We start from the raw sequence: 21,894 nt of genomic DNA on the forward strand, positions 1-21,894 counted from the left end.
ATGAAATTTACAGCAGCTCAAATAGCAGGTATTTTAGAAGGAACTGTAGAAGGGAATCCCGAGGTTCAAGTTTCTAAACTTGCGAAGATAGAAGAAGGAACATCAGGATCTCTTACATTTCTTGCTAATCCTAAGTATACCTCATATTTATACACAACAAAAGCATCTATTGCAATAGTCAATACAGACTTTGAATTAGAAAACGATATAGACACTACACTTATACGAGTAGAAGACGCTTATAAATCATTCTCAAAACTTCTGGAATACTATAATCAAGTAAAGTTAAATAAGTCAGGGATTGAACAACCTAGTTATATTTCTGAGTCTGCTTCTTATGGAGAAGGACTTTATTTGGGGGCATTCTCATATTTAGGTGATAATGTACAGATTGGGAATAATGTAAAAATTTACCCTAATGCGTACGTAGGAGATAATGTTACCATAGGTGATAATTGTGTTTTATTTTCTGGAGCAAAAGTGTATTCAGATTGTGTGATAGGTCATTCAGTATATATACATAGTGGCGCTATTGTAGGAGCCGATGGCTTTGGGTTTACACCCAATGACAAGGGAGAATATAGTAAAGTGCCTCAAACTGGAAATGTTATTATAGAAGATTATGTAGACATAGGAGCAGGCACAACCATAGACCGAGCTACATTAGGATCTACAGTAATAAGAGAAGGAGTAAAGCTTGATAATCAAATTCAAATTGCTCATAATGTAGAGATAGGTGCGCATACAGCTATTGCAGCGCAAACAGGAATTGCAGGTTCTACAAAAATTGGTAAAAATTGCCTTATTGGAGGACAAGTTGGAATTGCTGGGCATATCACAATAGGAGATCGTGTACGTATTCAAGCACAATCCGGTATTGGACGAAATATAAAGGATGATGAAACATTACAAGGTTCTCCATCGTTTGGATATGCAGACTGGAATCGTTCATATGTACATTTCAAAAATTTACCTAAGATTGTTCAAACGGTTAATCAATTAGAAAAAAAAATAAATCAATGAGTGAAGCTAGAGCACAACAATGTACAATAGCTAAGGAAGTTACGCTTACAGGTGTTGGATTACACACTGGAGCAAATGTAACCATGACATTCAAACCGGCTAAAGAGAATCATGGCTATAAATTTCAGCGTGTTGATCTAGAAGGAGCACCTATTATAGATGCAGATGCTTCTCTAGTTACAAATACACAAAGAGGAACTAACCTTGAAAAGAATGGAGTTACTGTACAAACAACAGAGCACGTACTTGCAGCTTGCGTAGGACTACAGATTGATAACATTTTGATAGAGTTAGATGCATCAGAACCACCTATTATGGATGGGTCTTCTAAGTTCTTTGTAGAAGCTTTAGAAAAAGCGGGTATAGAATTACAAGAAGAGTGTCGTAATGAGTATGTGGTAAAAGAAGTAATCTCTTATACAGATGAAGAATCTGGTAGTGAGATTATTTTGATGCCTTCTGATGAGTATCAAATAACGACAATGGTTGATTTTGGAACCAAAGTTTTAGGGACTCAAAATGCAAGTATAAAACACCTTTCTGAATTTAAAAAAGAAATATCTGATAGTCGTACGTTTAGTTTTCTTCATGAAATTGAAATGCTCTTAGAGCATGGATTGATAAAAGGAGGAGACCTTAATAATGCCATTGTGTATGTAGATAAACCATTATCTCCAGAAACAATGGATAAATTACGAGTAGCATTTAATAAAGATCATATTGCTGTAAAGCCTAATGGTATTCTAGATAACTTGACATTGCATCATCCTAATGAAGCAGCACGTCACAAGTTGCTAGATGTTATAGGAGATCTTGCCTTGATAGGAACTCGTATAAAAGGAAAAGTAATTGCAAATAAACCTGGGCATTACGTAAATACTCAATTTGCAAAGAAATTACAGAAAATCATAAAAGCAGAACGTCGTAATCACGTTCCTGTAGTAGATTTACACGCACCACCAGTAAAAGATGTAAATCAGATTATGGAGATGTTACCACATAGACCTCCATTTTTATTGGTTGATAAAATTTTAGAGCTAACAGATAAAAGCGTTATAGGAATGAAAAACGTTACTATGAACGAACCTTTTTTTGTTGGTCATTTCCCTGGAGCTCCTGTCATGCCTGGGGTTTTACAAATTGAAGCTATGGCACAAACAGGAGGAATTCTAGTGCTTAGTACAGTGCCCGACCCAGAAAATTACTTAACATACTTATTAAAAATAGATAATGTACGTTATAAACAACAAGTAGTTCCTGGAGATACACTTATATTTAAATTAGATTTAATGTCTCCAATACGTAGAGGGATTTGCCAAATGCAAGGACGTGCGTATGCAAACGGGAAACTTGTTTCGGAAGCCGAAATTATGGCTCAAATTGTTAAAGTAAAGAATAACTAACTATATGAATCAACCACTGGCGTATGTGCACCCAGGTGCAAAAATTGCAAAAAATGTAGTTATAGAACCTTTTACTACCATTCATAATAATGTTGTGATTGGAGAAGGTAGCTGGATAGGATCTAATGTAACGATCATGGAAGGAGCTCGAATTGGAAAAAACGTTAGTATTTTCCCTGGAGCTGTCATTTCAGCAATACCTCAAGATAAAAAGTTTAATGATGAAGATACCGTTACTATTATAGGAGATAATACAACTATAAGAGAATGTGTTACAATAAATAGAGGTACTTCTGATCGTATGAAAACCGAGATCGGTAAGAATTGTTGGATTATGGCGTACTGCCATATAGCACATGACTGTATTGTTGGAGATAATTGTATTTTTTCTAATAACAGTACTCTTGCTGGGCATATTACTGTAGGAGAACATGTCGTTTTAGCAGGAATGGCTGCGGTACAACAATTTTGTACGATAGGGAGCCATGCATTTGTGACAGGAGGATCATTGGTAAGAAAAGATGTTCCACCTTTTGTAAAAGCAGGTAGAGAACCTTTAAGTTATGTAGGAATTAATTCTATAGGACTGCGCCGTCGTGGTTTTACCACTGAAAAAATACGAGAGATTCAGAATATATTTAGAATTCTTTATCAAAAAGATTATAATAATACCCAAGCTGTAGAAATTATTGAAGCAGAGATGGCAGCAACGCCAGAAAGAGATGAGATTTTACAATTTATAAGAAATTCTCAACGTGGTATTATGAAAGGGTATTTTAGCACCAATTAAAATAATCTCTTTGTACGCTTTCGCGAAAGCATATAAAACAAGGTCATTGACCTTTTATTGAATAATTAGTTTAACCTTAAAAAACTAATAAACCGCATATTCACAATGGGTTTATTTGTATAAAAAATATGGCAACAACATCAGACATTCGTAACGGATTATGTATACATTATAATCACGATATTTATAAAATTATAGAGTTTTTACACGTAAAACCTGGTAAAGGTCCAGCATTTGTACGCACAAAAATGAAAAGTGTTACTACAGGAAAAGTATTAGATAACACATTTTCTGCGGGACATAAAATTGAAGAAGTACGTGTTGAAACACATAAATTTCAATTTTTATATCCAGAAGGAGAAACCTATCACTTTATGAATGTAGAAGATTATAATCAAATTACATTAGAAAGAAATACGATAGACGCTGCAGAATTTTTAAAAGAAGGAGATGTTGTTACTGTATTAATCAACTCAGAAGACCAAGCTCCTCTATCTGTAGATATGCCAGCAAGTGTTGTTCTTGAAGTAACTCATACAGAGCCAGGTGTAAAAGGAAATACAGCGACTAATGCTACAAAACCTGCCACTGTTGAAACAGGTGCTAAAGTAAACGTCCCTTTATTTATTAATGAAGGAGATAAAATCAAAATTGAAACAGCAAAAGGAACGTATAAAGAACGTATTAAAGAATAAACATACCATATATGTTACATAAATCCCGCTATAGTGCGGGATTGGTATTTAAATAGGTTATAGTGAAATTTCCCAACCCACATACATTACAACAAATAGCAACAATTATTAATGCTAAGTTCATTGGAGATCTTAATTTCCCTGTGTTAGGCATGAATGAAATACATGTGGTTACTGCTGGAGATATTGTATTTGTAGATCATCCAAAATACTATACAAAAGCATTAGAAAGTGCAGCAACGATTATACTTATTAATAAAGAAGTAGCTTGTCCAGATGGGAAAGCATTACTGATCTCTGATGATCCATTTAGAGATTTTAATAAGCTTACAACCTATTTTAAAGCATTTGTAAGTTCCGAAAAATCAATTTCTGATACCGCTATTATAGGAGAAGGAACCATTATCCAACCTAATACATTTGTTGGCAATAATGTAACTATAGGTATAAATTGCCTCATTCATTCTAATGTTAGTATTTATGATAATACCGTTATAGGTGATTATGTAACTATTCATGCTGGGGCAGTTTTAGGGAGTGATGCTTTTTATTATAAAAAACGACCAGAAGGATTTGATAAGTTAAAATCTGGAGGCCGTGTAGTAATAAAAGATCATGTAGATATAGGTGCTGCATGTACCATAGATAAAGGAGTTACAGGAGATACAACCATTGGAGAAGGAACAAAGATTGATAATCAAGTACATATTGGTCATGATACGGTCATAGGAAAGAAAGTGTTGATCGCTTCACAAACAGGAATTGCCGGTTGTGTTATTATAGAAGATGAAGTCACATTATGGGGACAAGTTGGAATTACAAGCGGAATTACTATAGGAGAAAAAGCAGTCGTGTCTGCTCAAAGTGGGGTGAGTAAATCATTAGAAGGAGGAAAGAGTTATTTTGGTACACCCGCTGGAGGTTTTAGAGAAAAGTATAAAGAACTCGCAAATCTAAGAATGATTCCAGAATTAATTGAACAATTAAAGAGTAAGCAATGAGTATAAATGCAAAGAGTGTAGTCAGTAATTTCTATATGTCAGACTTTTTTAATGAGCTTGATAATGTAAAAAAATACCTTCATCCCGAAATGGAACTTTTTTGGAATGCTAGAACTGGGTATTCTCATATGAATAGAGAAGATATACTTACGATGGCTTCTGAAGCATCAAAGTCATTTGACTCTGTACGATGTGATATCACACATTTATTAGAAGAAGGAGATAACGTGACCATTCGTTTTACATATTTTGTTAGGATGATAGAGAACCCTAATGAAGAAGTTCCAGTAGCACATTTTATGGCTATTTGGAGTATAAAAGATGGTCAAATGCATCGCGGTTATCAAATGAGTCAACCCGCAGAAGAAGATAAGGAAGCAATGATTTCCTATAGAGGTGTAAATTTGTAAAAATACCTTCGACAAAAGCCCACAAAAAAACTATTTTTGCAATAGCAAAATTTAAAAACAAACAATGAGCGTTTTAGTAAATAAAGATTCAAAGATTATTGTTCAAGGATTTACTGGTAGTGAAGGTACTTTTCACGCAGGTCAAATGATTGAATACGGTACAAACGTAGTAGGTGGTGTTACTCCAGGAAAAGGTGGACAAGTACATCTTGACCGTCCCGTTTTTAATACTGTAGAAGAAGCAGTAGTAAATGTAGGAGCAGATACAACTATCATTTTTGTTCCGCCAGCTTTTGCAGCCGATGCTATTATGGAAGCTGCTGATGCAGGTATCAAGGTGATTATAACAATTACAGAAGGTATTCCTGTGGCAGATATGATCAAAGCATCTAATTATATTAAAAATATAGATTGCCGCTTAATAGGCCCTAACTGCCCTGGAGTGATTACTCCAGAAGAAGCAAAAGTTGGTATTATGCCAGGATTTGTGTTTAAGAAAGGGCGTGTAGGGATTGTTTCAAAATCTGGAACACTAACGTATGAAGCTGCAGATCAAGTTGTAAAACAAGGACTTGGAATTACAACAGCTATTGGAATAGGTGGAGATCCAATTATTGGAACAACGACAAAGGAAGCTGTAGAATTACTCATAAACGATCCAGAAACAGAAGCTGTAGTAATGATCGGAGAAATAGGTGGTCAACTAGAGGCAGATGCTGCAAACTGGTATAAAGAAAGCGGAAGCAAAAAACCAGTTGTAGGTTTTATCGCTGGAGAAACTGCACCAGCAGGACGCACTATGGGGCACGCAGGTGCTATAGTAGGTGGGAGTGATGATACCGCTCAAGCTAAGAAAGCAATTATGAGAGAATGTGGTATTCATGTTGTTGATAGTCCTGCAGAAATTGGAAAAAAGATAGCAGAAGTATTAGGTTAAACTGCTAATTTTATAAAATAATTATGATAAACCTCTTGAATTTTCAAGAGGTTTTTTTGTGCACACCCTTTTCCATTTCCTTATATTTGATATGAAAGAAAACACTAAGATTAAATAACCTAGATATATGAAATTACTCGAAGGAAAAACAGCAATTATAACTGGAGCTAGTCGCGGTATTGGAAAAGGAATAGCTGAAGTTTTTGCCCAACATGGAGCAAACGTAGCATTTACCTATAGTTCTTCTGTAGATGCAGCAAATACTCTAGAAACAGCACTCAATGCTACAGGAGTAAAAGCAAAGGGATATAAAAGTAATGCAGCCGATTTTGAACAAGCACAACAACTTATAAAAGATGTTGCAGAAGATTTTGGAGCTATTGATATCCTTATTAATAATGCAGGGATCACAAAAGACAATTTACTAATGCGTATGTCTGAAGAAGATTTTGATAAAGTAATAGAGGTTAACTTAAAATCTATTTTTAATATGACTAAAGCAATACAACGTACGATGCTTAAGCAACGCTATGGTAGTATTGTAAATATGAGTTCTGTAGTAGGAGTAAAAGGAAATGCTGGACAAGCAAACTATGCAGCTTCAAAAGCAGGAATGATTGGTTTTTCAAAATCTATGGCGTTAGAACTTGGATCACGTAATATACGTACAAATGTTATTGCACCAGGATTTATAGAAACAGAAATGACTGCAAAATTAGATGAAGATACAGTAAATAGCTGGCGTAATGCTATTCCTTTAAAAAGAGGAGGTAAGCCAGAAGATATCGCAAATGCTTGTGTGTTTTTAGCGAGTGATTTAAGTGCATATGTTACTGGACAAGTACTTAATGTTGATGGAGGAATGTTAACATAATAGTCTTACTTACGACTAGAATCATATATGACAAATACAACCTTATTATTAATTATTGGAGCAATAGTTATCGCTTTGGCAATTGCTATGTTCCAATATTTCTATAAGGCTACTTATAAAACCAAGCGCAATAAGATATATGCATTCTTCCGGTTTTGTACTGTTTTTGGGTTACTTCTTATGCTTATTAATCCTACGTATAAACAAGAAACATATTATACAGAAAAGCCTTCTCTAGCTATTGCGATAGATAATACTGCAAGTGTGGGATATCTAGGATATGGAGATCGTGTGCAAAATGCTGTGGTACGCTTTCGCGAAAGCAAAGCCTTAAATAATGCCTTTGATATCCAGTATTTTAGTTTTGGAACAGACGTAACAAATCTTGACTCTTTAAATTTCGCCGAAAGGCAAACAAATATTTCAAATGTTTTTACATCATTTACATCTTTATATCGTAATGATATAGCACCTGTAGTACTACTTTCTGATGGAAATCAAACTTTTGGCGAAGCATTTGAATATAGTAGTAAAAACTTTGCTCAAGAAGTATACCCTATTATAGTGGGGGATACCACGGTATATGATGATCTTTCATTAGGACAAGTTAATGTAAACAGATACGCATATATTAATAATAAATTTCCAGTTGAAATTTTTGCAAATTATAATGGAACAAACGAGGTACAGTCTAGAGTTACAGTACGCTCAGGTTCTAGTGTATTACACCAAGAACGTGTTTCATTCTCTCCTGACAAGAAATCACAAATACTTAATATTTTGATCCCTGCAAATACTGTAGGTGTAAGACAGTTTTCTATAGGCCTAGACGCTATAGATAACGAAAAGAATACCAAGAATAATGTAAAAAACTTTGCCGTAGAAGTTATTGACCAAAAAACAAATGTTCTGATTGTATCCGATATTTTGCATCCAGATATTGGAATGCTTAAAAATAGCATAGAAAGTAATCGTTTGCGTACGGTAACCTTTTTAAAACCAAGTGAGGCTATTGGTAGACTTAATGACTATCAGTTAATAGTGTTATATCAACCTAATGGTGTTTTTCAACCTTTATATAAAGAACTATCAGACCTAAGTAAAAATAGTATCACAATTACAGGACCAAAAACCGATTGGAATATCCTGAATCAAATGCAAGAAGTTGTTTTTCACGAAGTGACTACTCAGGACGAAGATGTGCAAGGAGTTTCTAATGCTAATTTTTCGACATTTATACTTGATGATATTGGCTTTTCTGATTTTCCTCCATTAAAAACTAGTTTTGGTGATGTGACACTTAGAACGGAAGCAGATATTGCTTTGTACCAAAAAATTGGTGCTATTACTACAGAGAATCCATTACTTGCTACTACAGATCAAAATGGTAGAAGAGGAGTATATATTTTTGGAGAAGGACTATGGAGATGGAGAGCACAGAGCTTTGTAGATAGTCGTAGTTTTGAGGATTTTGATGCTTTTATAGATAATCTTGTTCAATATGCAGCTTCCAACAAAAAGAAGAGTAGATTAAATTTGGATTATGAATCTTTTTATTATGGTAATGGATCTGTAAAATTATATGCACAATATTTTGATAAAAATTATGTGTTTGATAATCGAGCTGCATTAACGATGAAAGCAGTTAATAAAGAAACAGAAGCAGTATATGAAGCTCCATTTTTATTACAACGTACTACTTATGAGATAGATGTGAGTAATTTACCTCCTGGAGAATATACCTTTACTGTGACAGTTCAAGATCAAGGACTCGCTAGATCTGGAACTTTTACAATTGTTCCTTTTGAAGTAGAACAACAATTCTTAAATGCAGATGTAACATTACTACGTCAAGTAGCTACTAATACTGGAGGAAGTCTGTATACGTTAGAGGCCATAGATCAACTTATAACAAGCTTAGTTAGTAATAATGCATATCGTCCTGTCCAAAAAAGCACTGAAAATATCGTACCTTTAATAGATTGGAAATGGCTATTAGGGATACTTACAGCTTTGTTAGCCATAGAATGGTTTATGCGAAAGTATAACGGTCTTACATAAAAAAAATAAATAACCAAAAAAATAAATCATGGATAAATTACCAAAAGTGGGACTACCCATTATTATCATTTTAATTATTACAATTGTAGTACTTGCAAAATCTGCTGTAACTATAGATGCAGGTCATGCAGGTGTGCTGTATGAAACATTATCAAATGGAGTAGATCCAGAAAAGGAACCTTTAGGCCCTGGATTTCATTTGATCGCTCCTTGGAACCGAGTGATTGATTATGAAACGCGTCAACAACAATTATTTGAAGAAATGAGAGTACTATCTTCAAATGGTCTTGAAATTCAGATTGATGCTACTGCTTGGTATAAGCCTGTAACAGCAGATATAGGAAAGCTTCATAACCAAAAAGGGAAGGATTATCTAGAAAGAATTATCCAGCCAGCGATTAGAAGTGCTGCTCGTAGTGTTGTAGGGCGCTATACTCCAGAACAATTGTATAGTAGTAAACGTGATGCTATCCAAGAAGAAATCTTTCAGGAAACACAAAAAATCGTTGAAGATCAATATATTCAATTAAATAATATACTGATACGTGATGTAACATTACCACCTACGATTAAACAAGCAATTGAACGTAAATTAAAACAAGAGCAAGAATCATTAGAGTATGAGTTTAGACTCGTAACAGCTCAAAAGGAAGCAGATAAAGCACGTATTGACGCACAAGGAAAAGCAGATGCAAATAAAATCTTAAGTGCATCTCTTACCGATAAAATTCTTCAAGAAAAAGGAATAGAAGCAACCTTAAAATTAGCAGAATCTCCTAATTCAAAAGTAATTGTGGTAGGATCTGGCGATAGTGGATTACCACTTATTTTGGGTAATAACTAAATTGATAACCTATTAAAAACTGTTATTGTTTTTAAAAGCTCTCTAGAGATTCATTCTTTAGAGAGCTTTTTTTATTGTGTGTTTTTCAATTAATCACTTGTAATTAATTGAAAAACAGGTATTTACTCCTGTTTTATTTAATTAGTGTTTTTACTCTTATTTAAAAGCATAGATAATCAGAATTTTACATAGTAATTGAAATACACCTTATTAAGTAGCTACACTATTTCAATTATAACTGGTGGATTCTGAAAAACCAATTTTAATAGAGTAGGACCAAAATAAAAAACCAAGTATTATGAGTAGTCAAATTTTATACCCAGATGAAGTATTTGCATACCGAATAGGTAATGATCCAAAAGTTACGATTGTAGCAAAAGGTCATGAAGATGGATACTGTAAAATTAGAATTGAGCAATCTGCAGCGCAAATCTATCCTCCTATATTTATGGTAGTAGGAGATCCATGTGAAGTAATAGGATATTTCCCTTATACAGTAAGCAAATCAATTCCGTATGCTACAGACTTAGATTTTGTTTATTTCCAAACAGGATCAGGTACAGAAAAAATTCCTGTACGTAACTTACTAGATAAAAAAGGAGCTGTTCCAGAAGCACTTACTCAAACTAATGATAATCAAGTGATTGGATATGCTTACAACTCTTCAGATATTAATGTTGCAATAGCTGATGCAGTTAGCAAACTGCAAAAATTATATCCAGGAAATACAAATGCTGTACTTGTAAAATCAGGATTTGTTGGAGTAGGGAGGCCTATAGGAATTGCATATTATTATGTAATTATGGAACAACAGTAGGTTATTCTATAATAATTTAATTGTAAAAGTCATTAGTATTTTAATCTATACTAATGACTTTTGTATGTATGATTATATCTAGTATAGATATGTACATATTTACATTAATCGCTTACGCTTATGAAATGATTATTGTACGTATAGGTAAGTCATTGTAGTTTTAATATTATTAATTTTTAAAACATTAATTATGTTAAAAAACATGTTACAGTTAGGCGGAGTTCAAAAATTAAATACGAAGCAATTAAAAAACACGAATGGTGGAGCTGCTGGAGGCGGTATTTTTTGTTATAGAGAATTAAATGGAGTTTATGTTTCAACGACGGCAAATCAAAGTGCTCAATCTGCTGGTGCTTGGGTTATTGCATGGGAAGGTTTAGGATGGACTGCCAATTGCTTTGGTATACAAGAACGTTAATAGGAGAGAATCTAAATTTAATCTTACATCTTGAATATTAAAAACAGTAATTTATTAATTGCTGTTTTTTTATTTTTAAAATGTAAAGTATACGCTTTCGCGAAAGCGTATAAAGAAATATTACTTCAAACCGCGTCTATAGAGCCATAATTTGGCATAACGCATCCATATGGCATAGGAATGAAGATAACTTATGATTAAGCCTACCACGCCATCTCTAAAGCCCATTTGAACTACATAATGTTTGAAAAACCCCCAGAATGGTTTAATTACAAAATGATATCCGTGTAGTTTTCCTGTCCTCTTATCATAATCCTTAGCTTGCCATGCGGCATAACGATTTAATTTTTTGATATGACTATCTAAAGTGATATAGGTATTATGATGAAAACGATTCTTTAAAAAACCAACCTTACCATTTGCAATAATTTCTGCGTGTACCATCTTATCTTCATAAGCACATTTACTCTTTCTGAATAAACGAATCACTTTGTCATTTTGCCATCCACTGTACCGTACTGGCTTACCCATAAAATGGTTGCTACGATAAATCCAAAAACCTACAGTATCATCTTTAGGTGGGTTTTTAAGGATTTTGATGATTTCTTGTTGTAATTCTGGCGTTACGCGCTCATCTGCATCTACAAGAAGAATCCATTCATGAGTTGCTTGAGGAATTGCCCAGTTTTTTTGAGATGCAGAATAATGATACTTACGTTGTAGGATTGTATCTGTAAACTCTTTTGCAATAGTTACTGTATTATCAGTGCTAAAGGAGTCTACAACCATAATCTCATCGGCAAATGCTACGGAGGAAAGTACCTCACGTATATTGTGCTCTTCATTACCAGTAGGGATTATTGCGGTTAGTTTCTCCATAAATTTAGTAGGTTAGCAAAACTACTAACTTTTTTATAATTAAAAGTTTATTTTTGCATAAACCAATCAACTGAATGCAACAACTCCCTAAAATAACTTTAATCATAGCGACTTATAATAACGTAAAATGGTTACAGAAGGTTCTATATGGTTATAGTAAACAGACGTATCCAGATTTTGAAGTTATTATAGCTGATGATGGATCTGGTAAAGAAACCGAAGATTTAATAAAATCATTTCAAGATGATTACCCTGTACCACTGCATCATCTATGGCATGCAGATGAAGGTTATCGTAGACAAACAATCCTTAACGTAGCACTTACTAAGGCAAATAATGAGTACATCGTATTTACTGATGGAGATTGTATTCCTAAAGAAGATTTTCTAGAACGTCATGCTATTTATGCTGAGAAGGGTAAATTTTTATCTGGTGGCTATTGCAAGCTTGATATGAATTTAAGTGAAGGTATTACAAAAAATGATATCATTTCTGGAAACTGCTTTAATGTAGAATGGCTAAAAGAGAATGGTTCATTAGGTTCCTCTCAATATAGAAAATTAGCCAGCGGAGAAACCGTAGCAAAATTACTAGACACAGTAACACCATCTAATGCTTCTTTTAATAACTGTAACTCTTCTGCCTGGTTAGAAGACTTAATACGTATAAACGGTTATGATGAACGTATGCAATACGGAGGACCAGATAGAGAACTTGGTGAACGATTGGAAAATGCAGGTGTAAAAGGAAAACAAATACGCCATAGAGCATTATGTTTACATTTAGATCATCCTAGAGGGTATAAGACAAAAGAATCGTTAGAACGCAATCTAGCTATTAGAAAAAATACACGTAAAAAAGGATATGCCTATACGTATTATGGTATTAAAAAGGGAGAAGATTTAGAATGAAAATATTAGTAACTGGAGCTGCAGGATTTATTGGTTCTCATCTTTGTGAACGCTTGATTTCTATGGGACATCAAGTGCTGGGGATTGACAATTTTTCGACCTATTATGATCCTTCCTTAAAGAAGATCAATGCAGAAGATATAGAAAAAGCTGGAGTAACATTACTCACAGCAGATTTACTAGATGATCTAACTACGATACTTCCAAGTGATATAGATATCATTTATCATTTTGCTGCACAACCCGGTATTTCTGCATCTACACCATTTACAGATTATGAACGTAATAATATTCAGGTAACTCAAAACTTATTACAATGGTCTATCCATCATAATATTGATACTAAATTATTTGTAAATATTGCAACATCTTCTATTTACGGACTTCATGCTACCTCTACAGAAGAAGAAGCTCCTATGCCAGTTTCTGACTATGGAGTAACAAAACTTGCTGCAGAGCAACTTGTACTTGCTTCTCAACGATCTGGTAAGTTACCAGCTTGTTCTATTCGTCTTTTTTCTGTGTATGGTCCTAGAGAACGTCCAGAGAAACTATATACAAAGTTAATTAAGTCTATTTACGAAGGAACTTCTTTTCCCTTGTATCAAGGTAGTGAACATCACGAGCGTAGTTTTACGTATGTAGGTGATATTATAGATGGATTAGAAAAAATACTCGATCACAAGGCATCTTGTAATGGTGAAATTATAAATCTAGGTAGTACAGATGTCTATACAACTGGAGATGGAATTGCACTTATAGAGAAAATAGTAGGAAAGAAAGCTATTATAGAAAGAGTAGAGAAACGTCCTGGAGATCAATTAAAAACATCGGCAACCATAGACAAAGCCGTACGACTGTTAGATTATGCACCTGTTACAAATTTTGAAGATGGTCTAAGGTCTCAAGTAGCTTGGTATAAAGAGAAATTTTTATAAGAATTGCTACCGTTTTAAAGAATTGATTATTTATTGAAATAGCTTAATTGTTTTATTTTTATATAACTCAATACGTTTTGTTATTATGGGAAATAATTTTATAATTCATCAACATGCCAAAGAATATCAGTGGTCTGGAGAATGTTTTTTATCTATAAAATCATTTTATCATGGAGAAGCAAATTATCAAGTTAAACAACGTGAGTATTGTATTAATCAAACAAATTTTCTTCTTTTAAACGAGTGTACAAAATACCGTTTAACTATAGATGCTCCCAATGAAACTGAATCCTTTTGTGTATTCTTTTCACCAGAATTTGTATCAGATGTTGTTTCAGAATTATATTCTTCAGAAAAACAATTGCTAGATTTTAATTTTAAAAAAACGACAGGAATTAAACTCTTTGAGAGAAACTATGTGCATATAGGTATTGTTTCTGACCTTTTAAAACATGGTAAGACAAAGTCTAAAATTGGTATGTCTAATATTGAAAAGGATGAATTTTATAACCAATTACTTACCACTATTATTCATCAAAATACAAGAAATAGTATTGATTATCAAAAACTTAAGTTTAAAAAGAAATCTACTAGACTAGAGATTTATCAAAGAATTTTATATGTAAAAGATTATATAGATTGTAATTACACAAAAGATATAAGGTTAAAAGAATTGACAGCTATTGGATTTTTATCAGAAAACCATTTGTTACGTAATTTTAAAGAAATTTTTATGTGTACTCCTTTTCAATACATTTCACAAAAAAGAATTAAAGAAGCGCAGCGACAATTACTAGAAACAAGCAAGGCTATAAAAGATATTGCTTTTGAAGTTGGGTATGTAAGTTTAGGAAACTTTAGTCATTATTTTAAATCTATTACAGGTACATCTCCTAGTGTCTATCGTAAAAAGTGATATATAGTAACTAAAGAAATAACTTCATTCTTTTCTTTGCATAAAAAGAGACTATTATGAAGTGTATGATCACCTTATTTTTTTATACAACAATCACACTATTTATGAACACAAACGACATGATTGACTTGCTTAAAACACATATTAAAAATAAAGATTTTGATAAGACTATATTACTCATTAAAGAACACCCAGAAGTCTTAGACAGCAAAGATAATCAAGGTAGTTCAGGTTTTATGATTATTGCTTATAGTGGGCAACAAGAAGTTCTTAAGCTTGCATTAACCTTAATGAAAACTTTTACATTTTATGAAGCAATTGTATCTGGTCATCTAGATAATGTTCAGGAATATCTAGATACTCCTGAGTTTGATTTGATAAATACCCATTCTCCAGACGGATTTACACCATTAGCATTAGCTAGTTTTCTGAATCAACATAAAATTGCATTATTATTATTAGATCATGGAGCAGACCCAAATATATCTGCTACAAACCCTTCTAATGTAAATGCATTACATGCAGCCGTTGCTCAAGAAAATTATGAACTTTGTAAAATATTCCTTGAAAAAGGTGCTATAGTAAATGCCACTCAAACGCAGCAAGTAACCGCATTACACTCGGCTGTACATAGAGGTAATTTAAAATTAGTACAACTTTTAATTACACATGGTGCATCTATTACAAATAAGATGGATAATGGTGATAGTGCATTATCTATTGCAGAGAAGGAAGGGCAGGAAGAAATTTTAGAATACCTCTTAAAAAACCAATAAGAATATAGTGATATTACGTTTCTAAAAAGAGTTCTAATTTCTCTTTAAATAACTCAGGAAGTAGTAAGGAATAGTAGTAGTCTTGTTTCTTTTTAATATCCTTTAAGCTTTTAGAACTATATACACTAGATTGATAATCTTGTAAATGAATGACATAGTTTTGGTCATTTTCGTATAAAGCCCAAGCGGCTCTACGTATCCAAGGAGAAAATATAGCAAATGTAGGAATGTCTAATGCTTTTGCCATATTGATAGCGCCACCTTCATTGCCAATTAATGCATCGCACTGTGTTGTTAAAGCAATAAACTCACGCAAACTTTTCCCATACACATCCTTTAAGATATGTTGTTGTGTTTTTTCTGAGCAAAGCATATAAAGCTCTTCTACCTGATCAATTTGTTTTGGAATATAATTAAACAGTAATTGCGCCTCTGTTTTTTCTACAATAGCATCTAATACTTTTGCTAGATAGGGAAGTGGGTATGTTTTATTAGGAGCACTCCCTAAAATACCTATCATATATAATTTTTGATCAGGAAGATTTCTATACTCAGCGAGTGTTGCTTTGGCAATAGCAATCTCTTCTTTAGTAACATATAGTTTTGGTTTTAAAGCTTTAGGAAAATCTAGATCAATAGCTTGTAATAACTTCATTCTATTTTCTATAGCAAGTCCAGCTTCAGTCTCTGCTGTATAATGATAGGAATACACATCTGTGTAGATGGCTTGTGTATACCATTTTTTATACCCTACACGTATTTTTGCTTTGGTTGCTTTAGAAATCCTTGCACTACCCAATTTTGAGTATACATCAATAACAGCATCATAATTCTGAATTGCAAGTGTACTACGTAATTCTTTTGCAAGTTTAGCATTTTTCTCCATGGCTGGAGTATAGATTATCTTTTGATCTATATATGGATTATTCTCTAAAACAGGTAGCGTATGCTCATTAACTAGATAATGCACCTCTGTACCTGAGTATTTATGCTTAATAGCTTCACAAAGAATAGACGATGTAAGAACATCGCCTATCATTTTGTGTTGAATAATCAATATTTTTTTCATGTTATGGGTCAAATTATACCGCTACATCATATTCTCTTAATGCATCATTGAGTGATGTTTTCTTATTGGTGCTTTCTTTACGTTTACCTATAATTAAAGCACAAGGTACATTGTATTCTCCAGCAGCAAATTTCTTAGTATAACTTCCCGGAATTACTACAGAGCGAGCAGGAACTTTACCTTTGGTTTCAATAGGAGTATCACCAGTAACATCTATAATTTTTGTACTCATTGTTAATACGACATTTGCTCCTAAAACAGCTTCTTTTTCTATATGTACTCCTTCTACAACAATACAACGGCTACCTATAAAAGCGCCATCTTCAATGATTACTGGGGCTGCTTGTAAAGGCTCTAGTACACCTCCTATGCCAACACCACCACTTAAATGTACATTTTTCCCTATTTGAGCACAACTACCTACAGTTGCCCAAGTATCTACCATAGTACCTTTATCTACATAGGCTCCTATATTTACATAACTAGGCATTAGAATAACGCCACTTGAAATATATGCACCATGTCGTGCAACTGCATTTGGAACTACACGAATACCGCGTTCTTGAAAATTTCTTTTTAAAGGGATTTTATCATGGTATTCAAAAATACCCGCTTCCAACGTTTCCATTTGTTGGATAGGGAAGTATAAAACAACTGCTTTTTTAATCCACTCATTCACTTGCCATCCTGATTCTGTAGGCTCTGCTACTCTAATGGTACCGCGATCAAGCATATCTACTACTTCACGTATGGCATTGATAGTTACTGGATTTGTAAGTTGAGAACGATCTTCCCAAGCATTTTCAATAATGTTTTGTAATTGAGTCATAGGTCTTTTCTAAAAAATAGTCTTTTTTTATGGTATGTTTTAAGAGCTATAAAAGCTCAAAGACACAAAGATAGAGATATGCTTTAGTATTCTTAAATCGATTTAAGGTTTAATTAAGTGTTTTTATCTATAGTGGTATCTATTCATCTTGTAGAGTTCATACTATAGTTTTGCTTATTTTTGCACCAAATTATATAAATGGGACGCATTATTGCGATAGATTATGGTACTAAACGTACTGGTATAGCTGTAACTGACGAATTACAGATGATAGCTTCTGGTCTAACGACTGTAGAGACTAAGACGTTACTACCATTTTTAAAAGACTATTTTGAGAAAGAAAATGTCGATAGCATGGTCATTGGAGAGCCAAAACGTATGAATAACGAACCTTCTGATGTAGAAGAGGCTATCTTACGCTTTCGCGAAAGCGTACTTAAAACCTTTCCAGGACTAGAAATCATTCGTCAAGATGAACGTTTTACGTCTAAAATGGCTTTTCAAACAATGATTGATAGCGGAATTGGGAAGAAAAAGCGTCAAAACAAAGCACTTATAGATCAAATAAGTGCTACTATTATTTTACAAGATTACCTCTATAATAAATAACTTATGATTTTACCTATAGTAGCATACGGAGATGCCGTTTTAAAAAAGAAAGGAAAAGTAATTACTCAAGAGTATCCTAAACTTCAGGAACTTATTGATAATATGTTTGAGACCATGTATGGAGCAAATGGTCTTGGACTTGCAGCACCTCAAATAGGATTGCCTATTAGAATGTTTCTTGTAGATACTGCTCCTTTTGCAGAAGATACAGAGTTTTCTGATGAAGAAAGAGCGATGTATAAAGACTTTAAGAAAGTATTTATTAATGCACAAGTACTAGAAGAAGAAGGAGAGGAATGGCCTTTTAATGAAGGGTGTTTAAGTATTCCAGGCATTACAGAAGATGTATTTAGACCATCTACGGTAACACTGCGTTATCAAGATGAAAATTTTAATGAATTTACAGAGACTTTTGAAGGTATTATAGCACGTGTAATACAGCACGAATATGATCATATAGAAGGAATTTTATTTACAGATAAACTATCCAGCTTAAAAAAACGTATTTTAAAAGGTAAGCTTGCTAATATCTCAAAAGGAAAATGTAGCGCCGATTATCGTATGCGTTTTCCCGATGTATCAAAAAAGAGATAGGAAAACTGTTAAAAAAAAGAAAAGAGTACGTTTTCGTACGAATTAAATTTTGATATTACATTAGGTCAATGCATATTTGCCGACCAAATTTGACAACATAATTATATGGGTTTAGATAAAATATTAGCCATCTCTGGGAAACCAGGTATTTATGAATTAAAAACACAAACACGTAGTGGTTTTGTGGCAGAATCATTACTAGACGGAAAACGTATTTCTGTTGGTTTACGTCATAACGTAAGTATTCTTTCTGAGATAGCTATCTATACACTTACTGAGGAGATTCCGTTAAGAGAGGTTTTTGAAAAAATCAAAGACAAAGAAAGTGGAGGTCCTACAATTAATCATAAAGTATCTAAAGATGAGCTTGAAGAATTTTTCTTCAATGTAGTTCCAGATTATGATGAAGATCGCGTTTACCCTAGTGATATTAAGAAAGTAGTACAGTGGTATAATATCTTACAGAAGAATGATCTTATGGACTTTTCTGCTCCTGAAGAAACATCAGACGAAGAAGAATAGTGCATAACTTTTTATAAAAGCATACCGCCTTTACAATCTAATTGTAAAGGCTTTTTTAGTTTTATACTATGAATACAAGACAGCAACAACTAGAAGCGATAGATAGATTACTTACTATTATGGATGAACTCAGAGTAGGGTGTCCGTGGGATCGTAAGCAAACGATGCAAAGTTTGCGACACCTTACCATAGAAGAAACCTATGAGCTTGGAGATGCAATCTTAGATAATGATCTTGAAGAGATAAAGAGCGAACTTGGAGATTTATTACTTCATATTATTTTTTATGCAAAAATAGGAAGTGAGACTAAGGATTTTGATATAGCAGATGTTGCACACGCTATTTCTGATAAGCTTGTAAATCGTCATCCTCATATTTATGGAGATATCGATGTAAAAGATGAGGAAGAAGTACAACGTAACTGGGAGAAATTAAAACTTAAAGAAGGTAAGAAGTCTGTACTGGAAGGTGTTCCTCGTAGTTTGCCCTCGATGGTAAAAGCGAGCCGAATACAAGATAAAGTTGCTGGGGTAGGCTTTGACTGGGAAGAGCCACAACAAGTCTTTGAAAAATTACAAGAAGAATTAGGAGAGTTACAAGTAGAAGTAAATGCAAATGATCAAGAAAAAATAGAAGCCGAATTTGGCGATGTATTATTCTCAATGATTAATTATGCACGATTCCTTAAGGTAGACCCAGAGAGTGCCTTAGAACGTACAAATAAGAAGTTTATTAAACGCTTTCAATATTTAGAAAGTAAAGCAGTCACACTAGGGAAAAATTTAAGTGATATGACCCTTGCCGAAATGGATGTGTTTTGGGAAGAAGCAAAGAAGTTGTAATGAGTTTTTAAGGAAACGCGATTATTTACGTTTCTTAATAAGTTCTTCTTTAATCTCAGAAACCTCTTGGAGTAGGTGAGATACAGAGGCATCAATCTTTACAAGTGCTTTTGCTGTGATAGAAGCTCTTGTGTCTGCATCTTCATTAATATATTGTAATTCTGGTTCACTTAGATCTGTTAATGGTTTGAGCATATCACCTTTGCCCGTTAATAACCATTCTATATTTAAGATAGGGTATTTCTCAACAATCAAATCTATTTTTTCTAGACTGATGCTTCTTGTTATATTATTTATGTAACCATTAGAAGCATTAATTGATGTCTCAAAAGCCTTCATTGTGGTCTGTTGAGATTTTACAAATATCCTTGCTCTATCTTTTATACTCATGCTAAACACCTCATTTAAAATAGAATAATGCTCTATTTTATTTTGTTATATTAGAGTAATACTCTATCTTTGTTACTCATTAGAGCAAACTGTTGCACAAAGTAATGAATAATAACACAGAAACTAAAATAAAGACGCGTAAAGAGCTTAAATCTAAACTAGGTTATGGTGATATTGTAAAGATAGCTGCTATAGCAAATACCGAACGTACGACGGTACATAGGTGGTTTAGAGGGCAAACCGACAACCCAGATATAGCACTAGCTGTAGAAGGATTAATTGCTTTAAAAACTCAAATAGTTTCTGATAGATTAAAAAAACTAGCCGAGAATAAATAATTCATCATTGTACATTATTTACTCTCTATACCGGATATGCTATAGAACCCCTTAAATACTATGGGTATCCAATTTTTTGACATTGTTTTATAATGATGATCAAGACAGTTCAACATGTGGTAAAAACAATATTTTGCCACTATGTTGTGCCGTTTATTACAAACCAATTTTTAATAACATTCTGGTAATTATCTAGTGTTTATAAACACACTGTTTATCTATACAAATAGCATACTATACTATTTGTATAGAAGTAACATATGTCTTGTTATCAGATATAATATCAATAAAAAATGCTATTCTTATTCAGTGTGATTTCTACATCTTCTTATATTCCAAAGATTATAGATTGTTCTATCTCAAAGCTCAATAAAGAGTTAATTGCCATGAAAGACAAGGCAGAAGAGATTCGTATAGAATTAATGTCATTAATTGCTGAAGGCGAGAAGGAAGTAGGTAAAAAGATCAAGTTATTTTCTACCATCACAAAAATGCAACAATTGGATACTCGTAATCAGGCCTATTTAAAAGCCATTTTTATAAATTGTGACTGGCCTAAAGAACTTAGTAAAGAGGCACATACATCCGTATACCTTATTTTACAACATAGTGATGATGCATTGATGCGACAATATTACCCTAAGGTAGAAGAAATGGTCCGATTAGGGGTCTTAGATCCCGATGATGCAGCAACTATGTTTGATAGACTTCAAATGAATGCTGGGCTCCCACAACGATATGGTACACAGACTTTTGAAAATACAAATAACCAAAATGTAGTTTGGCCAGTACAGGATGTAGATGCCTTACAAACACTGAGAGATTCTGTTGGGTTGCCAACGATGTATGAATATATCAAGAATACTAAAAAACATATTGATGTTGCGATTGTATGGGATAAGACACTAACTGTAGAGCGTGCCATTCGGTTTAAGAAATAATTTTTGGAATGTGTTAAATACGCTTTCGCGAAAGCGTATACATCCATATTTACATATAATTATTCAT

Annotated in this window: 26 protein-coding genes; 22 read left to right on the forward strand and 4 right to left on the reverse strand. The window is 33.4% G+C overall.

The genetic code is table 11. From position 1 onward, the window contains the following. The 12 genes from lpxD (at position 1) to ABJD27_RS00990 (ending at position 11,273) form a co-directional block, all read left to right on the forward strand. On the forward strand, positions 1–1,023 hold the full coding sequence (gene lpxD / locus ABJD27_RS00935) for a UDP-3-O-(3-hydroxymyristoyl)glucosamine N-acyltransferase (RefSeq protein ID WP_348173360.1): 1,023 nt from the start codon (positions 1–3) through the stop codon (positions 1,021–1,023). Next, entirely contained in the window at positions 1,020–2,426 is a 1,407-nt protein-coding gene (locus ABJD27_RS00940) for a bifunctional UDP-3-O-[3-hydroxymyristoyl] N-acetylglucosamine deacetylase/3-hydroxyacyl-ACP dehydratase (RefSeq protein WP_348173358.1), read from the forward strand. Before lpxD ends, ABJD27_RS00940 begins: the two co-directional genes overlap by 4 nt. Positions 2,427–2,430: 4 nt before the next feature. Continuing rightward, positions 2,431–3,216 carry an acyl-ACP--UDP-N-acetylglucosamine O-acyltransferase gene (gene lpxA / locus ABJD27_RS00945; protein WP_348173357.1) on the forward strand — a complete coding sequence of 262 codons (786 nt, stop codon included), beginning with the start codon at positions 2,431–2,433 and terminating at the stop codon, positions 3,214–3,216. Positions 3,217–3,344: 128 nt separating this feature from the next. Then, complete coding sequence (gene efp, locus ABJD27_RS00950; protein WP_348173355.1) at positions 3,345–3,911, forward strand: elongation factor P; 567 nt, start codon at positions 3,345–3,347, stop codon at positions 3,909–3,911. A 62-nt stretch (positions 3,912–3,973) separates the two neighbouring features. After that, positions 3,974–4,912 carry a UDP-3-O-(3-hydroxymyristoyl)glucosamine N-acyltransferase gene (locus ABJD27_RS00955; protein WP_348173353.1) on the forward strand — a complete coding sequence of 313 codons (939 nt, stop codon included), beginning with the start codon at positions 3,974–3,976 and terminating at the stop codon, positions 4,910–4,912. Then, positions 4,909–5,322, forward strand: coding sequence for a nuclear transport factor 2 family protein (locus ABJD27_RS00960; RefSeq protein WP_348173351.1), 414 nt, complete (start codon positions 4,909–4,911; stop codon positions 5,320–5,322). The genes ABJD27_RS00955 and ABJD27_RS00960 overlap by 4 nt, the downstream gene beginning before the upstream one ends. A gap of 64 nt (positions 5,323–5,386) precedes the next feature. After that, positions 5,387–6,259 (forward strand): succinate--CoA ligase subunit alpha, encoded by an 873-nt coding sequence (gene sucD / locus ABJD27_RS00965; protein WP_348173349.1) that lies wholly within the window; start codon positions 5,387–5,389, stop codon positions 6,257–6,259. Between the two features lie 127 nt (positions 6,260–6,386). Next, a complete protein-coding gene (fabG, locus tag ABJD27_RS00970) occupies positions 6,387–7,133 on the forward strand; it encodes a 3-oxoacyl-[acyl-carrier-protein] reductase (protein WP_348173348.1) in 747 nt (248 codons plus the stop codon). A gap of 27 nt (positions 7,134–7,160) precedes the next feature. Further along, on the forward strand, positions 7,161–9,194 hold the full coding sequence (locus tag ABJD27_RS00975) for a VWA domain-containing protein (protein ID WP_348173346.1): 2,034 nt from the start codon (positions 7,161–7,163) through the stop codon (positions 9,192–9,194). Positions 9,195–9,222: 28 nt separating this feature from the next. Next, on the forward strand, positions 9,223–10,038 hold the full coding sequence (locus ABJD27_RS00980; RefSeq protein WP_348173344.1) for a prohibitin family protein: 816 nt from the start codon (positions 9,223–9,225) through the stop codon (positions 10,036–10,038). A gap of 298 nt (positions 10,039–10,336) precedes the next feature. Next, the gene (locus ABJD27_RS00985; protein ID WP_348173342.1) at positions 10,337–10,855 is read left to right on the forward strand and encodes a hypothetical protein; all 519 of its coding nucleotides are present in this window, start codon (positions 10,337–10,339) and stop codon (positions 10,853–10,855) included. Between the two features lie 190 nt (positions 10,856–11,045). Continuing rightward, on the forward strand, positions 11,046–11,273 hold the full coding sequence (locus ABJD27_RS00990; protein ID WP_348173340.1) for a hypothetical protein: 228 nt from the start codon (positions 11,046–11,048) through the stop codon (positions 11,271–11,273). A 120-nt stretch (positions 11,274–11,393) separates the two neighbouring features. Here the strand turns inward: ABJD27_RS00990 and ABJD27_RS00995 are convergent, their stop codons facing one another. Next, positions 11,394–12,152 (reverse strand): glycosyltransferase family 2 protein, encoded by a 759-nt coding sequence (locus ABJD27_RS00995; protein ID WP_348173338.1) that lies wholly within the window; start codon positions 12,150–12,152, stop codon positions 11,394–11,396. Between the two features lie 74 nt (positions 12,153–12,226). Here ABJD27_RS00995 and ABJD27_RS01000 point away from each other — a divergent pair, with 74 nt between their 5' ends. From ABJD27_RS01000 to ABJD27_RS01015, 4 genes are all read left to right on the forward strand, one after another. After that, positions 12,227–13,063: a glycosyltransferase family 2 protein gene (locus tag ABJD27_RS01000; RefSeq protein WP_348173337.1), complete on the forward strand. Its 837-nt coding sequence runs from the start codon at positions 12,227–12,229 to the stop codon at positions 13,061–13,063. Then, positions 13,060–14,001, forward strand: a complete 942-nt coding sequence (locus tag ABJD27_RS01005; RefSeq protein WP_348173335.1) for an NAD-dependent epimerase/dehydratase family protein — start codon at positions 13,060–13,062, stop codon at positions 13,999–14,001. The genes ABJD27_RS01000 and ABJD27_RS01005 overlap by 4 nt, the downstream gene beginning before the upstream one ends. 85 nt (positions 14,002–14,086) lie before the next feature. Beyond that, positions 14,087–14,917, forward strand: coding sequence for an AraC family transcriptional regulator (locus ABJD27_RS01010; RefSeq protein ID WP_348173333.1), 831 nt, complete (start codon positions 14,087–14,089; stop codon positions 14,915–14,917). A 104-nt stretch (positions 14,918–15,021) separates the two neighbouring features. Then, positions 15,022–15,693 (forward strand): ankyrin repeat domain-containing protein, encoded by a 672-nt coding sequence (locus tag ABJD27_RS01015; RefSeq protein ID WP_348173331.1) that lies wholly within the window; start codon positions 15,022–15,024, stop codon positions 15,691–15,693. Positions 15,694–15,706: 13 nt separating this feature from the next. On the opposite strand, the gene ABJD27_RS01020 is transcribed toward ABJD27_RS01015, so the two are convergent. Together ABJD27_RS01020 and ABJD27_RS01025 are read right to left on the reverse strand one after the other, a co-directional pair. Next, positions 15,707–16,762, reverse strand: coding sequence for a glycosyltransferase family 9 protein (locus ABJD27_RS01020; RefSeq protein ID WP_348173329.1), 1,056 nt, complete (start codon positions 16,760–16,762; stop codon positions 15,707–15,709). Positions 16,763–16,775: 13 nt separating this feature from the next. Next, the gene (locus ABJD27_RS01025; protein ID WP_348173327.1) at positions 16,776–17,591 is read right to left on the reverse strand and encodes a 2,3,4,5-tetrahydropyridine-2,6-dicarboxylate N-succinyltransferase; all 816 of its coding nucleotides are present in this window, start codon (positions 17,589–17,591) and stop codon (positions 16,776–16,778) included. 198 nt (positions 17,592–17,789) lie between these two features. On the opposite strand from ABJD27_RS01025, the gene ruvX reads away from it, so the two are divergent. From ruvX to mazG, 4 genes are all read left to right on the forward strand, one after another. Further along, positions 17,790–18,200 carry a Holliday junction resolvase RuvX gene (ruvX, locus tag ABJD27_RS01030; protein ID WP_348173325.1) on the forward strand — a complete coding sequence of 137 codons (411 nt, stop codon included), beginning with the start codon at positions 17,790–17,792 and terminating at the stop codon, positions 18,198–18,200. Between the two features lie 3 nt (positions 18,201–18,203). Continuing rightward, positions 18,204–18,794, forward strand: a complete 591-nt coding sequence (gene def, locus ABJD27_RS01035) for a peptide deformylase (RefSeq protein WP_348173323.1) — start codon at positions 18,204–18,206, stop codon at positions 18,792–18,794. 105 nt (positions 18,795–18,899) lie between these two features. Then, positions 18,900–19,316, forward strand: a complete 417-nt coding sequence (locus tag ABJD27_RS01040; protein ID WP_348173321.1) for a DUF5606 domain-containing protein — start codon at positions 18,900–18,902, stop codon at positions 19,314–19,316. A 68-nt stretch (positions 19,317–19,384) separates the two neighbouring features. After that, positions 19,385–20,158 (forward strand): nucleoside triphosphate pyrophosphohydrolase, encoded by a 774-nt coding sequence (gene mazG, locus ABJD27_RS01045; RefSeq protein WP_348173319.1) that lies wholly within the window; start codon positions 19,385–19,387, stop codon positions 20,156–20,158. 21 nt (positions 20,159–20,179) lie between these two features. On the opposite strand, the gene ABJD27_RS01050 is transcribed toward mazG, so the two are convergent. Further along, a complete protein-coding gene (locus ABJD27_RS01050) occupies positions 20,180–20,548 on the reverse strand; it encodes a hypothetical protein (RefSeq protein ID WP_348173318.1) in 369 nt (122 codons plus the stop codon). Between the two features lie 104 nt (positions 20,549–20,652). Here ABJD27_RS01050 and ABJD27_RS01055 point away from each other — a divergent pair, with 104 nt between their 5' ends. Both ABJD27_RS01055 and ABJD27_RS01060 read left to right on the forward strand, forming a co-directional pair. Next, complete coding sequence (locus tag ABJD27_RS01055) at positions 20,653–20,886, forward strand: hypothetical protein (RefSeq protein WP_348173316.1); 234 nt, start codon at positions 20,653–20,655, stop codon at positions 20,884–20,886. Between the two features lie 293 nt (positions 20,887–21,179). Continuing rightward, positions 21,180–21,827, forward strand: coding sequence for a DUF6624 domain-containing protein (locus tag ABJD27_RS01060; RefSeq protein ID WP_348173315.1), 648 nt, complete (start codon positions 21,180–21,182; stop codon positions 21,825–21,827). The last annotated feature ends 67 nt before the right edge of the window (positions 21,828–21,894 follow it).

Origin of the sequence: Dokdonia sp. (genome assembly GCF_039945015.1) — a bacterium.
Lineage (GTDB): Bacteria > Bacteroidota > Bacteroidia > Flavobacteriales > Flavobacteriaceae > Dokdonia.